At 39.8% G+C, this 14,420-nt stretch carries 15 protein-coding genes and 1 tRNA gene; 8 read left to right on the top strand and 8 right to left on the bottom strand.

From position 1 onward, the window contains the following. Positions 1-402 precede the first annotated feature (402 nt). Positions 403-1,314, top strand: coding sequence for a hypothetical protein (locus tag EPB74_RS12600; RefSeq protein WP_274904492.1), 912 nt, complete (start codon positions 403-405; stop codon positions 1,312-1,314). A gap of 167 nt (positions 1,315-1,481) precedes the next feature. On the opposite strand, the gene EPB74_RS12595 is transcribed toward EPB74_RS12600, so the two are convergent. The 3 genes from EPB74_RS12595 to EPB74_RS12585 all read right to left on the bottom strand — a co-directional run bounded on the left by EPB74_RS12595 (position 1,482) and on the right by EPB74_RS12585 (position 3,830). Then, on the bottom strand, positions 1,482-1,655 hold the full coding sequence (locus tag EPB74_RS12595; protein WP_274904491.1) for a hypothetical protein: 174 nt from the start codon (positions 1,653-1,655) through the stop codon (positions 1,482-1,484). A gap of 97 nt (positions 1,656-1,752) precedes the next feature. After that, entirely contained in the window at positions 1,753-2,709 is a 957-nt protein-coding gene (locus EPB74_RS12590; protein WP_274904490.1) for a WG repeat-containing protein, read from the bottom strand. 131 nt (positions 2,710-2,840) lie between these two features. Continuing rightward, positions 2,841-3,830, bottom strand: coding sequence for a DUF2939 domain-containing protein (locus EPB74_RS12585; protein ID WP_274904489.1), 990 nt, complete (start codon positions 3,828-3,830; stop codon positions 2,841-2,843). Between the two features lie 638 nt (positions 3,831-4,468). On the opposite strand from EPB74_RS12585, the gene EPB74_RS12580 reads away from it, so the two are divergent. From EPB74_RS12580 to EPB74_RS12560, 5 genes are all read left to right on the top strand, one after another. Beyond that, on the top strand, positions 4,469-6,118 hold the full coding sequence (locus EPB74_RS12580; protein WP_274904488.1) for a WG repeat-containing protein: 1,650 nt from the start codon (positions 4,469-4,471) through the stop codon (positions 6,116-6,118). A 298-nt stretch (positions 6,119-6,416) separates the two neighbouring features. Next, complete coding sequence (locus EPB74_RS12575; protein ID WP_274904487.1) at positions 6,417-7,640, top strand: SEL1-like repeat protein; 1,224 nt, start codon at positions 6,417-6,419, stop codon at positions 7,638-7,640. A 117-nt stretch (positions 7,641-7,757) separates the two neighbouring features. After that, on the top strand, positions 7,758-8,087 hold the full coding sequence (locus tag EPB74_RS12570) for a tetratricopeptide repeat protein (RefSeq protein ID WP_274904486.1): 330 nt from the start codon (positions 7,758-7,760) through the stop codon (positions 8,085-8,087). 330 nt (positions 8,088-8,417) lie between these two features. After that, positions 8,418-8,642, top strand: a complete 225-nt coding sequence (locus tag EPB74_RS12565; RefSeq protein WP_274904485.1) for a hypothetical protein — start codon at positions 8,418-8,420, stop codon at positions 8,640-8,642. Between the two features lie 30 nt (positions 8,643-8,672). Continuing rightward, positions 8,673-8,984: a hypothetical protein gene (locus tag EPB74_RS12560; protein WP_274904484.1), complete on the top strand. Its 312-nt coding sequence runs from the start codon at positions 8,673-8,675 to the stop codon at positions 8,982-8,984. A 230-nt stretch (positions 8,985-9,214) separates the two neighbouring features. Here EPB74_RS12560 and EPB74_RS12555 read toward each other — a convergent pair whose 3' ends face one another. The 4 genes from EPB74_RS12555 to EPB74_RS12540 are packed head-to-tail and all read right to left on the bottom strand — an operon-like array spanning position 9,215 to position 11,319. Continuing rightward, complete coding sequence (locus EPB74_RS12555; RefSeq protein ID WP_274904483.1) at positions 9,215-9,532, bottom strand: hypothetical protein; 318 nt, start codon at positions 9,530-9,532, stop codon at positions 9,215-9,217. 10 nt (positions 9,533-9,542) lie between these two features. Next, a complete protein-coding gene (locus EPB74_RS12550) occupies positions 9,543-9,836 on the bottom strand; it encodes a hypothetical protein (protein ID WP_274904482.1) in 294 nt (97 codons plus the stop codon). Then, positions 9,833-11,077 (bottom strand): site-specific integrase, encoded by a 1,245-nt coding sequence (locus EPB74_RS12545; protein WP_274904481.1) that lies wholly within the window; start codon positions 11,075-11,077, stop codon positions 9,833-9,835. Before EPB74_RS12545 ends, EPB74_RS12550 begins: the two co-directional genes overlap by 4 nt. A 26-nt stretch (positions 11,078-11,103) precedes the next feature. Next, a complete protein-coding gene (locus EPB74_RS12540; protein ID WP_045456309.1) occupies positions 11,104-11,319 on the bottom strand; it encodes a hypothetical protein in 216 nt (71 codons plus the stop codon). Between the two features lie 122 nt (positions 11,320-11,441). Between EPB74_RS12540 and EPB74_RS12535 the strand changes: the two genes are divergently transcribed. Next, complete coding sequence (locus tag EPB74_RS12535; RefSeq protein ID WP_274904480.1) at positions 11,442-11,678, top strand: helix-turn-helix domain-containing protein; 237 nt, start codon at positions 11,442-11,444, stop codon at positions 11,676-11,678. A 476-nt stretch (positions 11,679-12,154) separates the two neighbouring features. On the opposite strand, the gene EPB74_RS12530 is transcribed toward EPB74_RS12535, so the two are convergent. Continuing rightward, positions 12,155-12,229: transfer RNA gene (locus tag EPB74_RS12530), tRNA-Gly, on the bottom strand. Positions 12,230-12,491: 262 nt separating this feature from the next. Between EPB74_RS12530 and EPB74_RS12525 the strand changes: the two genes are divergently transcribed. Then, entirely contained in the window at positions 12,492-14,156 is a 1,665-nt protein-coding gene (locus EPB74_RS12525) for an alpha-keto acid decarboxylase family protein (protein ID WP_274904479.1), read from the top strand. Positions 14,157-14,420 lie beyond the last annotated feature (264 nt).

Raw genomic sequence — 14,420 nt, 5'->3', positions numbered from 1 at the left:
TGCTTGTTTAAGGATATTAACGATTTGATTATCAGTAAAGCGTGTCTTTTTCATAGGATTCTCCTGCTGGTATATTTTAGCAGTTAATCTCTATTTCTAAGTGTTCTTATTTATTGGGGGGATTACCGGGCTATGCAAACGGGTTTTATTGAACCTGAGAAGCGTTAGAAATCGATTAATTATCGATCTAGCTTTGTAAGACGTGAGCTGTGTTCGAAGTGCCACCCATTCAAGGGTTGCCAATTTAATATCCTTAAAACTATTCCAGCTATCTTTGAGGTAACACATTACTTCAGCCTTATAAAGCTGTAGTAGCATAATAAAACTGGACAGCTTTTGAGGGGTTATACTAACCCAAAGAAGGAGACTGGTATGATCAATAAATGCGCTAGGAATACTTTCATGAAACAGGTTTATATTGTCATAGCCATTACTCTGTCATTTATCAGTACTGCTCATGCTGAGTCATGGGGAGCGGTAATTCCAGCAGTAGAAAAGCGAGCTGCCTTTTATTTGGCTGAAGCTGACCGTCTTGGTTATGCGAACACCTCCAAAAGTGACGTTGATTACTTAGATTATTATCGCGAGGATCATGAATGCGGTATTCTTGGCCGCATGCTCGACCTAGCTGATGTGGTGGCGGATGCTGAACGTCTTGACACTCCTCGAATTGCCGACGATCTATCAGAGATTGAGGTAATTCAGCTGTTTGCTGCGGGGCGTACGCTAGAGTCTTGGGTCATGCAGGCCAAACATGCTCTTAGCCAAACCAAAGAGGAGCGCGTTCAACATTGGAACCAATCTTGTGCGGATAGTGAAAGGTTTGAATACGCACCAAGCCTATTGATTGCTGACGTACCCAGTTTTAATGCTTTTGCTATATCAAACTCAAAGAATTCAAATCTTAAAACCTCTGCTCATTCTATTGCTATGCCGGATTTTGAGGGACGTGATAAATCGGCACGCATGTTCCGCACCCGTATACGCAATGGCTTAGCAGAAGGGGCTAACTTTAATGGGCATTATTCTTTCATTACTTTTGGCTGCGGTACCTCTTGTGTTATGAGTTATATTACTGACACTCGCACTGGGAAAGTCTTTCAGCCACCGTTTGGTGGAGAATCAACCCCAGAGTTGGCTATTGAATTTAAGGTTGATAGCAATTTAATACAGGTTATTCATATGGGTGACACCTCTGAGGAATGTCAGGTTCGCGCCTGGTCCTTTGATGGAGAAGGTTTTAAGCTTGAAGGTGAAGATGGTTTTGCGCGTGAAGGCAGCTGCAACTATGGGCAGAAACTGGTATCCAAATAATACGACAATTATTTCTGATTAGAGTTTTGTATAAACTCTACTAAGCTGGTGAGTTTTTCTGAACTGTTCCCTATGTAGTGTCACACTAAACTTGGACTGTGTTTAAGAGAAGATATACTACACACAAAAAAGCCAGACAACGTAAGCTGTCTGGCTTTTTTTGATATTTAATGCTCATTTTTTTCTTTATTCGTCCGCCATAAAGCATGCTCGCATAACCAACTGTCTTTTGCATGCATATAAGGGATGTCTGCCGGTACTTCAATCTGATAAGAATAACCGCAGTACTCACATACAACATCGTCTAAGTAGGCATAACACTGAGCGATCGTCTCAAACAAGACTTGTGCGCTAATCTCATACTTCTCGCAAAGCACCTTTACGTGTTTAATAAAGTGTAAAAGTAATTAATAACTATTCATGAATAGCAAAACGCACTTATTGCGGACATGCGACTTTTTTATCTGATTTATTAATACAAACCGTTTGCTGATTGATAGTTGCAACTTCTGCTACACCATCCCAGAATATAAAATAATTGGCAGCCATAAAGTTAGAACTATAACGTTCAACATTACTATCAGCATATTTAAAAGGAATGATGGTTTTATTCGTGCCATTGATGAAGCCCCATTTATTACCTTTTAGGACGCCAGCGACGCCTTCTTTAAATGGACGTATTTCATCATAAACAAAGGGTATAGCGACTTTACCTGTCTTAGTGATATAGCCCCATTTCCCACCTTTTTCCATACCGGCCAGTCCTTCAGAGAAGCCGTAGACGCCGCCAAAGTGCCCATTTGTCCCATCATACTGCGGAGCAATAATTTCTTTACCCTCTTTATCAATAAAACCCCATTTACCTGCTTTTGACATCACAGGTGCTGCGCCTTCGCTAAAGGATTCAATAGAACTGTATTTATTACTAAAAGGCATAATGACCTTATTAGAGGTATCGATAATGCCTAATTTCCCGCCTTTGGCAACTATAATACGGCCTTGCGATGGCGATTCAGCCCATGTCTCATCGTATTTATCATCAGGATCTTGCATGCTGTCGTAAATGGCTGGTACTACGAGCTTTCCTTGGGTATTCATGTAGCCGACTTTATCATTCTTTAAGACCGCAAAGATGCCATCATTAACATGCCATTGATCGATATCGTCATAGCCTTTTAGACTCACTACCACTTTGCCCTGTTTGTTTAATAAAGCTTGTGGCTTATAGTTATTATCATTTGCAACAAAATAATTATCATCTGAAGTACAGGAAACTTCTTTATAATTAGATTTTGGTGGCTTGCATTCGCCTTCATAGGCTTGAGCAGGTAGGGCATATGCAGTAAGGCTAAGTGCAGCAATTAGGGGAAGTAAACGGCGAGGGGATAAAGTCATAATTTGTATTCCTTGTTATTGAATGAAGGTGTTTATTTGAACTCAATTTGTATTTGAAATTATATCGATTAATTTAACGTTAGAATATCGATCCGACGAACGGTGATTTCTAGTGCAGCCTTTAATATGCATTAAGTGCAGTTGTTCATATATTGTGTTTCTGTTAAGTCTGGGTTACGACAATCTTCCAATCCATCATACCCATCGTCATAACCTGAACGTTCGATAATGAATTTACGTAAATCAGATTCTGTACCACCACCAAGTGTGAAATCGTTTAATAAATCTATCATGTCTTGTGATATCTCAATGTCATTATTAACGAGATAATCAATGCGTGCTGCTTGTGCTGGTGTTAGTGGTCCGGTTATTTCGACAGCGTTAGCACCTGTTCCATTATTGTAGTCGTCGTCATTCAAAGTATCAGAAGTAACCTCACTCACGTCTGATATTGATGTAGCGTCAGCATCCTGCTGCTCACGTAGATTTTGGAATACATCATCATAGGCTTCACTTGCATCCTCTTCATCAGCCCAGTCTAAGTCAGCGACAGATGATTCTTCGACTTTCTCTTTAGACTTTTTATCTTTTAAGTCTAGAGAGAAATTAATCCTTGTCACCTTCCAGCTAAGCCAATCTCTATGCATGATCACATCTATTGACTCATCCGAATCATTTGCATCAATGATTTGAACTTTGAATCGATTAAATGATAGGTAGCTAGTTTTATAATCAATATCTTTTTCTTTAGATTTAGGCTTACTTTCAGAATTTTTATTTAAGCTAAAATCTAACTCTTGCCCTTGGAGCATGAGCGCAACACCATCTGGTGTTATCACGCCATCAATGAGTGGATCTATCATAGCTGCGGCTAACATTGTGCCTAAAGCCTCAAAGCCATCTTGCTCATCACTTGCAGCAAGCTCTTCAACCATAGCGGCCTTGACTTGATCCTTCATGCTTTGCTTAACGCTAGGAAAGTCAATGTAACCTGAAAGTTTATCGGCATCTCCTTGTTCAGCGGCATTTTTAATATTATTTAGAACGAGATAGGGCGATGCATAAAGATAAATTGCAAATATAACCAATAATCCAACTAACCAAGGTAAAAACTTTTTCAAAACATCTCTCCTGAATACCTAATAGTGTTAGGTATTAATAAAACGACATGGGACGACACTGAGGTTAAAGTCATTAACTACTATTGCTGGATAAGCATAAATACAGACTTTTTTTAACAGTTTACTGTATATGCATGCGTTTACATTACAGTAATAATTAGTAATGAATATTAACATTAGTAAATATCTAAAACAATTTGATAAACTTTTATTCGCTAAAAAAATCTATAGAATCTTTATTTGAATATGCTATCTCTAATTTCTATAAGCCTCCTTAATAGTTGTCTATAACGCATATAGAGTAAGTTTTAATCATTATTTCCATTTATAACAAGTATCAAGTAATAAGCCATTCCAAAAATTAGTTGATATATAAGCTTGCTTAAAAGCACAATCTCGCTAAAATTGTTATCACACTGTAAATTCCTTTCTTGTACGGCTAATCATTCAATGGTTGCGTGATTAAGTAACAAAATAGACCTCTTGCATAAGTCATCTCTAAACCTTTTAACTCTGTCAGTGGAAGTCAATGAGCTGGTACTTTTGTAAGAGGTCTAATCACACTCTTAGAAATGATTATTAAATATCCATATAAATCTTAAATTTCTAAGTATTTCAATTAAATAAGGACTGTTGTATTGAAACGTATCTATTTACCCTTAGTTTTTAGCCTTCTCGCCATGTCAGGATGTAGTGACAAAAATAATGCCGAAGTGAAGCCTTCATCAGTTAGTGACAAAGAGGCAGTTAGTACCTCAGAAGTCGAAAGTGATAAAAAAGAAGAAAAGTGCGTTATACCTGATGTAGAGGGCTATGACCAAGTCGGTTGCTTAAGAGATGGGCTTGCAGGGGTAATTAAGCAGAGTAACGATGAACATGATAAAACTGATAGAGTGGGCTATATCGATAAAGATGGACAATTAATTATTCCGTTTGAGTTTGATGCGATCGTGGCAGGAGAGAGTGGAGAGTCGTTAGAGTTTAATGACTTTTCAGAAGGCTTGGCTGCCGTTAATAAAAACGATAAATATGGTTTTATTGGCACTAAGGGTAAGGTAGTCATAGAGCCGCAGTATGAGTGGGCAAGCAGTTTCTCAGATGGACTCGCTATTGTCAGTGCTGAAGGTTTGTATGGTGCTATTGATAAACAGGGTAAAACTGTTATCCCTTTTGAATACCAAGCTTTAGCTGATTTCCAAGAGGGTTTTGCCACAGCAGCTCGTTCACCTAAAGATCCAGAAGATTATGAAAGTAAATATGGACTGATTAATAAGCAGAATGAGGTGGTCATACCCTTTATGTATGAAAGTATGGGCAACTTAAGCGAGTCGCTCATCGCTGTTAAGAAGGACGGTAAATGGGGCTATGTTGATACCACTAATAAATCTATTATCTCAATAAACTTAGCATATGAAATAGTCAGTGATTTCTCAGACGGGTTGGCTGCTGTCTTTAATTATGAGGAGAACAGTGACAACCTTAAATATGGATATATCGATAAGACAGGTAAGCTTGTAATTCCAATGCAGTTTACCAAGGCTTATTGGGATGATACTGAAGGCCTAATAGACTTTAGTAACGGCATTGCTGTCGTTAATGATAAAGAAGGTCGTACCTTCTGCATTGATAAAAAAGGTAAGGAAACTCAATGCCCAGATGGTATAGGTGATGCTGATAATCAACTTGCCGATGAATCTGAAGCCTTAGAGGAAGAAGCCTTAGAGGCGAAGAGTAATGGGACGCCGCAATTCATTGCAATAACCGACTATATTGCCTTAAAGCCTAATGAGAATTGGACATGGGATAAGCTAGTGGCAATACCCTATGCAGAAAAATGGTTTAATAAAACACCGGTTAAAAATGGCTATCGTCCCGAGGATCCAAACTATTATATCAGTGCAAGTTTAAATGAAACCAGTTCGATGGCAGCATATGGTACCAAGAGCCAGCCGAATATTATTACTCTTAGTTCAGGTCAAGGCATAACGGAAGATGAGTCTCTTGGTGGTATTTATGAACTTAATGATTTCTTTAGTCAAAACGATTTAACCCGTATTTCTTCTAATTGTGATGTTGATTCACGTTTTGTCCAAAAGTTTTATAAGTGGGAGAAGAAGGGATTTCAACCTTTATATTTGTATGACGTAACAATGCCTAGCAACTCTGGTTCCAATACGGAATTTGGTATCGCAAAAAGTTTAGAGGAGTTTTTTAAACCAGAATATGAGAGTTTGGGACTACAAAGTATAGATAACAATTATGACGAAGTTATTTGTACCTTTAAATAGTGAGAAATAATGCTACTGCTATTGGCTACCCACTACAAAAAAATCGAACAACTGAACCGCCCAGGTATTGGCAGAGACTCTCCATTCTGAGATATTATGATAATACCGGAGTGGTTCAGAACTCTTGCCTAAATTGCTGCTAGCCTTTTAAAATTTTGCTAGTAGCATCCAATAGAATGGTACTTTTACAAGAGATCTAATATCGATATCCAACAAAGCTAAATATAGTTAGAATTAAGAAGTCGCTATTGCTTTTAATTGTTTAGATATTTTCTTTTTTGTAATGGGAGTGTTAGTCATGGCTACATTTAAAACTTCTGTCATTCATAAAACACTAGTTTTCAGCTTATCGCTCGGGCTAACATTTCCAGCGGTTGCAGCAGAATTTTCAACAACTCAAGCTATGGCAGAGCAAGATGATGCGGATTTTCAATACCGCCTTGGTTTTAAATATTATATCGGAAAAGGCGTTGAGCAAGATTATGCCAAGGCGTTTGAATGGTATTTAAAAGCTGCCTCTCAAGGTAATGCTGAGGCTCAAAATAATCTTGGCGAATTATACGATAAAGGCAAAGGTGTTAAGCAGGATTCGGCTAAAGCTTTTGAGTGGTATCTAAAAGCCGCAGAGCAAGGCGATGCTAAGGGGCAGTTCAATGTTGGTGCTCTTTATCACAAAGGTGAAGGGATCGAGCAGAGTGATAGCAAAGCCATAGAGTGGTACTTAAAATCTGCCTCTCAAGGGAATAATGGCGCTAAGAATAACTTGCAGCTCCTAAGCCTTAATAAAGAAAACAGACCTCAAAATCAAGTTAAAACGATTGAGTGGTATCAAAAGGCTGCTAGACAAGGTAATGCGGATGCTCAGTTTGAGCTTGGCGTCCTCTATCACGAAGGCAATGGTGTGGAGCGGGACTATAATAAAGCGGTCGAATGGCTCACCAAAGCTGCCAATCAGGGACAAGCAAAGGCTCAATACGTTCTCGGCGCTATGCACTACTTTGGCAGAGGGGTAGAGCAAGATTATACCAAGGCTAGGCAGTGGTGGCAGCAATCCGCTGATCAAGGTTATGACGAAGCGCAGTATAATCTTGGGGTTATGTACAGTCATGGCGAAGGCGTTGCTCAAAGCCATAGCAAAGCATTTGACTGGTATCAAAAAGCGGCTAAACAAGGACAAGTCGATGCGCAAAATAATCTTGGGGCGATGTATGAGAACGGCAGTGGTATTGCTAAGGATTATGCCAAAGCGTTTATGTGGTATCAAAAGTCCGCCGCTCAGGGATTATCTGAATCTCAGTACAATCTGGCATGGATGTTTGAGAATGGCTATGGTGTAAGCCAAGATTATAAGCAAGCGTTTAACTGGTATCTCAAAGCGGCTAAGCAAGGTGATACTATGGCAGCATATGTCATCGGCACGATGTACAACTATGGCAGAGGGGTGCCGCAAGATAAAGCTCAAGCTGATATATGGTTAGATAAAGCTTGTGGCAATGGAGTAGAAATGCGCTGCAATCAGTAACCGCTGCTTTATAGATAATCATTGATAAAGTATTCATAAATCAGCCTTAAAATAGATAAAAATTTATCACTATAAGGGTCTTGACGTTATTAAAGCTAAGCCATGGAGCTCTATATAATGAAAATTATTTTTATCCATACAATGATGATTTTAGCTTTATCGCTTGGGCTAAGTGTACCAGTCATCGCCGCAGACTTCGCAACCACTAAGACATTAGCCCGACAAGGCGACGCTGATGCACAGTATCGCCTTGCGCTAATGTACGACTATGGCGAAGAAATAGATCAAGATTATGCTCAAGCTTTTAAGTGGTACCAAAAGTCTGCTAACCAAGGATATCCAGAAGCGCAATATAACCTAGGTTGGATGTATAAAAATGCGCATGGTATGGCAGAAGATAATGCAAAGGCGGTTGAATGGTATAAAAAAGCTGCTAACCAAGGTTAGGCGTCGGCTCAAGCTACCGTTGGATCGATGGGGTATGCTGTTAAATCCCTAGAACCAAACCTGGGAGATTTTAATCAAGCGGCGTTGCAATAAAACTTATGATAAACCTGTCTAGGTGATTTCATCCCCAAACCCTTTTGAATTCTAGTTTGATTGTATTCAAGCTCAACATACAGCTTGTAAGACTTTACTAAACCTTATCAGATTATTGTTTTAATAAGTAATTTCAGAAAAACTTATTTAATTGAGTTTATGTATAATTAAACAAATGTGCTTACCATACTATAATTTTCGTTTTCTGTACTGACCCCTATTAAAAAAGGAATTCTTATGAAAAAGCTTACGGCTTGTCTTTGTTTTGCTCTGGCTTGTATCTCTACTTCTCATGCTGAAACCATCGCTGGTTACAGCTTTGAAAAATACCCTGCTAAAATTTATAACGGTAAACAAGCACCCTTAAAATTAGGTGACTGGAGCTCTTTTCGTACTCGTCTGAAAGCAGCTCATAAAGATGGTGAAATTAACTTCGCGGGTAACTATATCGTAACAACCTGAGGCTGTGGTACAAGCTGTGTTTCAGGGGCTATGATTGATAAACGTACTGGCAAAGTATACGGTATCCCACTGGGTGAAACTGAGGATAGTGTCACCCCTTATGAAAGTGGCGCAGAATGCTTCGCAGACGGAGCGGAACTCGATGACAACGAGCGTTTGGCTTTCTATCCCAATAGCCGCTTAGTTATCAGCCGCAATTGTGAAGGCGAGAAAGTCAACGAAACCACTGGTAAACAACTTATCACCTATTATGTCAACATTTGGGATGAAAAGACCAAGACATTCAAACTAAAAAAGGTTCAGCAATCTAAACTCGTTAAAGTGGACTACAGTCAATTTTAAACTAACTTTTTTCCTGTATTTACCTTTTGAAGCCAAGTTTTTAGCCTAAACTTGGCTCATACCACTCTCTACCTTTTTTAGATGCCTTAGCTTGGGCTATCTTGACGAAAAAAATCAACCACCTCAACCTTGTAGTGGAACACTAAATTTAAGCTGTATTTAAGAGAAGATATGCCGCGCACGAAAAAGCCAGGCAACCGAAGCTGTCTGGCTTTAAAACTTTGAATAACTTATCTATGATTATGTTTCCGCCATACAGCATGCTCACATACCTCACAGCACCAGCTCTCTTTTGCACGCATATATGGGATGTCTGCTGGTACCTGTAAAGGACACACATAACCACAGTACTCGCATCGCACATCATCTAAATAAGCAAAACATTCACCGACTGTCTCGAACAGTACTTGAGTGCTAATCTCATACTTTTCACAGATGGTTTCTACATGCGCGATATAATCACTTTTATTATCATATGACCAGTAATCCTCACAGATTCTTAGATCTCGTGCATTCTGCGTCATATTCGGCTGAAGCTTTACACTCATCACATTCTCCTTAGTAGCTGCCACAGCCATAGTGAGGTAATAGCTCATAAAGCTCGCTCTGAAGCTTACTGCTCATATCTTCTACAAAGTACCCATCCTGAGCATCTAAGCGCTTCTGCACCCATACCCGCATCGCCATATGATTATTGAAACAAGACCTCACTTCCAAGAACCGAGCTAAACCAGTGCCTGTTTGGATATAAAGCTCACGAATAAGCGTATTAGCAATCTCATTTGCATCTACACTGATCGCACCGTCGGGTTTAAACTCACCAAACAGCTGCTCATAATTGATGACTTTCATTGTGACGTCTCCTTGTCTGCTTGTGCATTCGTGTTTAGTGTTTTAGGTTCAGAGCTATTCGATGCGCTGGTTAGCTTCTCCTTGCTCGCCAGTAGTAAGTTATCCATCGCTGAGCCGTCTTGACGGGTGATATCAGGCACATAACGGCTATACACTCGAAACAGCATCTCTGTACTACTGTGACCCATCTGCCGCGCTATCCACTCAGGGTTCTCACCAGCAGCGAGCCAGAGCGTCGCTGCCGTGTGCCGAGTCTGATAAGCCCGCCTGTGATTCAAACCGAGTAGGGCAAGGGTGGGTTTCCACACCCGCCTATTCACATTGCGATACTCCATTGGATTGCCTTGTGAATTGCAAAACACAAACTCTGACTTACCAAAGGTACGTGCCTTCTGCTCTAGTAAGGCGTCATACACTAACTGTGACATCGCAATATCACGCTGTGAGCCTAATGTCTTCGTCGGACCCATCTCACCATTGACTAACGCCCCTCTGATACTGATCTCACGCCGATCAAAGTTAATACAGTCCCACTTAAGCCCATCAATCTCACTGGTACGCATTCCCGTAAAAAAGCGAATGGTGTAGTAGGGCCTATAATCACCACGAACATGCTTTAAAATCAGCCATACCTCAGAAAGTGTAAAAGGATTCACATCCGGACGCGCTTGTTTGAGATTCTTAATATTTTTATAAGGCATCTCAAACTCATGGCGATCTGATGCTTCTTCTAGTATCATACGAAGAAGTATCATGATCTGGTTGATCCGTGCTACTGACAGACTTGACTGACCATCTTTACCGTAACGAACTTTGGCGAGAGAGCTACGGAAGGTCAGCAAGTCTGGTTTTTTAATGGCATGTACCGCTTTACCACCAAACTCAGGTAACAAGTACTTGTTCAAAATAATCTGCGTCTTTTGCCGGTAGCTTGGCCGCCATTCAATCTTCTTCTCCTCATACCAAATCTCTGAAAACTGCCTAAAGGTTGGATTACGACTGATACAAGCTTCCGCTCTATCAGCCAGTGCTGTCATCTCTTTTAAACGCGTACTCTTCGGAAAGTAAACGCCATAGTCAAAGATACCTAGGGTTATTTCTGCTTCCATTTTTTTTGCGACTAAAGTCAGCTTTTTAACGTTTGCTGGAGTGTCAGGGAAGTTTGTCGTCTCGCGGCAACGAATATTCATAAATGTGAAATCTATAAATAATTTGCCACGCCTTGCTCTTACTGATGCCATTGTTAATCTCCTTGTTTAAATAAAACTTACTGTAAAGCCATACCGTTGATGGCACTCATAACCGGCTTGCACATATCTTCTTCGATACGCTCCCATACATATAAAATCTTACGGCCGCCAAAAGGACGAATGTAATGGATGTTCTCAATCAAAACAGTGTCCTTAAGTTGGTTACGGATAGTACGGGCGTCGTATTTGATACGTTCAGCTAATTCTTGAGTAGTGAGATAAGTCTGTGACATAATAGTTCTCCATGTGAAATAAATTTACTATTAGTGGGTTATTAATTATCACTAATGAGTACATATTATCTGTATATATTATCACTTGCAAGCACTTTTTTATCACTTTAGGGATTTTATGTATGATTAAGCTCAATTTACCTGTTTTATTTGCACAAAGAGGCATCCGCGTAGCGGATGCTGACAGGATGTGTAAACTAGGAAGATCTACTTTATATCGGATGTACAATAATGAAGTCACGAGAATAGACTTTGATTCATTAAATGAGCTTTGTAAGCTTTTAGATTGCACACCTGGAGATATTATCCTCTATGAAGAAGATGAGGTTTGTGAGGAAGGAGCTTCAGAAGAAAGTTAGAATGCTTACTAGGCTAGTTGTTAGCAGTGTCTTAAAAATCATTAAGCTTAGCGCCGATACATATTTTACTCGTCCTAATTACTTTTAAATATTAGGTTGTAGTCATCACTGTTTAACCGACAACTAATTTTGAATGTTATAAATCTGAAATGCATTTTAGAAAATTTAGACCTCTAAAAAACACGTTTTTTGCTGAATTGAGGTTGGGTTCAAAAATCAGCATAGTGCCAAATTCACTAGGTTAGGTGTCATGATGGTTTTTGAACCAAAAATGGCTAGGTTGTGGTCAGATACTTATATGCAGTTTTAGGGCAGGGCACGGTTTGGGCACCAAATGGGCACCGCTCTAAAAACGCCCCTTTTAGTTAGTTAGTTTTTCTTAATTATTACCAAGATAGTTTTGTTGAAAAACCGCTGTAACCTATGAAATTTGGACAAAAAAAAGCCTCACTGTTAAGTGAGGCTTTTTAAGTATTTGGAGCGGGAAAAGAGATTCGAACTCTCGACCCCAACCTTGGCAAGGTTATGCTCTACCACTGAGCTATTCCCGCTAATTATCAATTAACTATCGTCAGTTGATGATGGCGTATTATACGCAGTTTTTTGAGTGTGTCAATAGTCATCAAGAAAAAAAGTAAAAGTTAGCAAAGTAGGCATGTTATTCCAGTATAAAACTATGATATAACAGATTGTTATAATCTGCATTCCAAAAGCTTTGCTTTTCATAAATAGGCTGGAATACAGCTTTATAATAATTTTCAATCACAGTTATAACTATGATTATTTATAAAACAAGTCTTAAGGATAAGCAACATGAGTAAGCAATACACTATCGCTGATTATTTATTTGATCGTGTCGCTGAGGCGGGCGCTACTGAGATATTTGGCGTACCGGGTGATTTTAATCTAACGTTTTTAGATAATGTGCTCGCCTCTGATAAATTGCGCTGGGTAGGTAATACCAATGAGTTAAATGCAGGCTACGCTGCTGATGGTTACGCACGAGAGCGTGGCTTTGCTGCTATGGTGACCACTTTTGGTGTCGGTGAATTGTCAGCGATTAATGCCACCGCAGGCTCTTTTGCTGAGTATGCGCCAGTACTGCATATCGTTGGTGCGCCTAGTATGGCTTTGCAAGATTCAAAAGGTCGTATCCACCATACATTGGGTGACGGTGTGTTTAACCATTTTATTAAAATGGTAGAGCCTGTTACTGTGGCACGTGCGCAGATTACGCCTGATAACGCTGCCTCAGAAATCGATCGCGTCATTCGTCTGATTCTTAAAAAGCATCGTCCGGGGTACTTGATGTTATCGCCAGATGTGGCAAAAATGCCAATTTATCCACCGACGACCAAGCTTGTCGATAGTGAAGAAGATATTACCAGCCAAGCTGCACTAGCAGACTTTAAACAAGCGCTGATAGCGTTCTTACCCAATAAGACCACCACGCTAATGGCAGACTTAATGGTGCATCGTTTGGGATTACAAAATCAGCTCAAGGCTTTAATCGCTGATACCGATATCCCTTATACGACGTTATCATGGGGTAAAACCTTGCTCGATGAAAATAGCGAGCGTTGGGCGGGAACTTATGCGGGCGTGGCATCGCGCCCAGTGGTCAAAGATGCGGTGGAAAACTGCGAATGTTTGATAAAAATTGGTGTGCAATATACTGACACCACTACAGCAGGCTTTAGCCAAGACATTGATGAAAATGTAGTGGTTGATTTGCATTATGAGCGCGCTAGCATTGCCGGCAAAAACTTTGCGCCTATCGCTTTAAAAGATGCTTTACAAGTATTGCATGAGGTGATGACCTCAGGTATTACCATTATACCTAAGCAATTCTGTCAAGAAATGAAGCCGCATGAGCAAAATGGCAAGGATGACGAGCCTATCCGACAAGATGACTTGTGGCATATTATTGCTGATGCCCTCGATGATAAGAACTTGGTGTTCTCTGATCAAGGTACGGCTTATTTTGGTATCAGCGATGTGCGTCTACCAGCAGGTGTGACTTCGTATGGTCAGCCGATGTGGGGCTCAATTGGTTATACCTTGCCTGCAAGTTTAGGCGGTGCTATCGCTTCGCCGCATAAGCGTAGTATCTTATTGATTGGTGATGGTTCTGCTTTATTGACCATTCAAGAAATTGCAGTAATGATTAAAGAGCGCATTAATCCTGTGATTGTACTGATTAATAATGATGGCTATACCGTCGAGCGTGCCATTCATGGTGAAAACCAATGCTATAATGATATTCCTACATGTAATTGGCAATTGATGCCGCTGGCATTTGGCGCTACCAAGGATAATAGCTTAATACTTAAAGTGGAAACGGCGGGCGAGTTAAAAGCTGCTCTGAAAAAAGCTGCCGCAACAAAAGATAAGCTGGTTATGTTAGAGGTGATAGCAGACAAGCATGACATACCACCGTTATTGGCTGATATCAGCGCGGCGCTTAAACCTAAATAAAGAGACTTTTTAACTGTTTAGTAAAAGTAGTCTGTATAAGTCTAACAAATATAAAATTTGTTAACCGTAAAAAGCCCTATTTAGTATCAATGCTAAATAGGGCTTTTTTTAGATATAAATAGCGTTTTCTATATAAATGAGAGGTTTTTAATTAAATTGCTCAATATCGCCGTTTAATAAGGGCTGCCTGCCAGATTGTATGTTATAAAATACAGTCAGGTTTTTGATTTGGATAACTTTAGTCTTTTGATACTTTGAGTACAT

Origin of the sequence: Psychrobacter sp. DAB_AL62B (assembly GCF_028895345.1) — a bacterium.
In the GTDB taxonomy this organism is placed as follows: domain Bacteria; phylum Pseudomonadota; class Gammaproteobacteria; order Pseudomonadales; family Moraxellaceae; genus Psychrobacter.
Note: the sequence above shows the minus strand (reverse complement) of the source record. Positions and strands in the feature narration are given on the sequence as shown.

Coding starts and splice junctions, on each gene's coding strand:
- EPB74_RS12540 (WP_045456309.1), bottom strand. CDS start 11,319: ATGTCACAGACTTATCTCACTACTCAAGAATTAGCTGAACGTATCAAA.
- EPB74_RS12525 (WP_274904479.1), top strand. CDS start 12,492: ATGAGTAAGCAATACACTATCGCTGATTATTTATTTGATCGTGTCGCT.
- EPB74_RS12535 (WP_274904480.1), top strand. CDS start 11,442: ATGATTAAGCTCAATTTACCTGTTTTATTTGCACAAAGAGGCATCCGC.
- EPB74_RS12590 (WP_274904490.1), bottom strand. CDS start 2,709: ATGACTTTATCCCCTCGCCGTTTACTTCCCCTAATTGCTGCACTTAGC.
- EPB74_RS12555 (WP_274904483.1), bottom strand. CDS start 9,532: ATGAGTGTAAAGCTTCAGCCGAATATGACGCAGAATGCACGAGATCTA.
- EPB74_RS12570 (WP_274904486.1), top strand. CDS start 7,758: ATGAAAATTATTTTTATCCATACAATGATGATTTTAGCTTTATCGCTT.
- EPB74_RS12575 (WP_274904487.1), top strand. CDS start 6,417: ATGGCTACATTTAAAACTTCTGTCATTCATAAAACACTAGTTTTCAGC.
- EPB74_RS12560 (WP_274904484.1), top strand. CDS start 8,673: ATGATTGATAAACGTACTGGCAAAGTATACGGTATCCCACTGGGTGAA.
- EPB74_RS12545 (WP_274904481.1), bottom strand. CDS start 11,077: ATGGCATCAGTAAGAGCAAGGCGTGGCAAATTATTTATAGATTTCACA.
- EPB74_RS12550 (WP_274904482.1), bottom strand. CDS start 9,836: ATGAAAGTCATCAATTATGAGCAGCTGTTTGGTGAGTTTAAACCCGAC.
- EPB74_RS12600 (WP_274904492.1), top strand. CDS start 403: ATGAAACAGGTTTATATTGTCATAGCCATTACTCTGTCATTTATCAGT.
- EPB74_RS12565 (WP_274904485.1), top strand. CDS start 8,418: ATGAAAAAGCTTACGGCTTGTCTTTGTTTTGCTCTGGCTTGTATCTCT.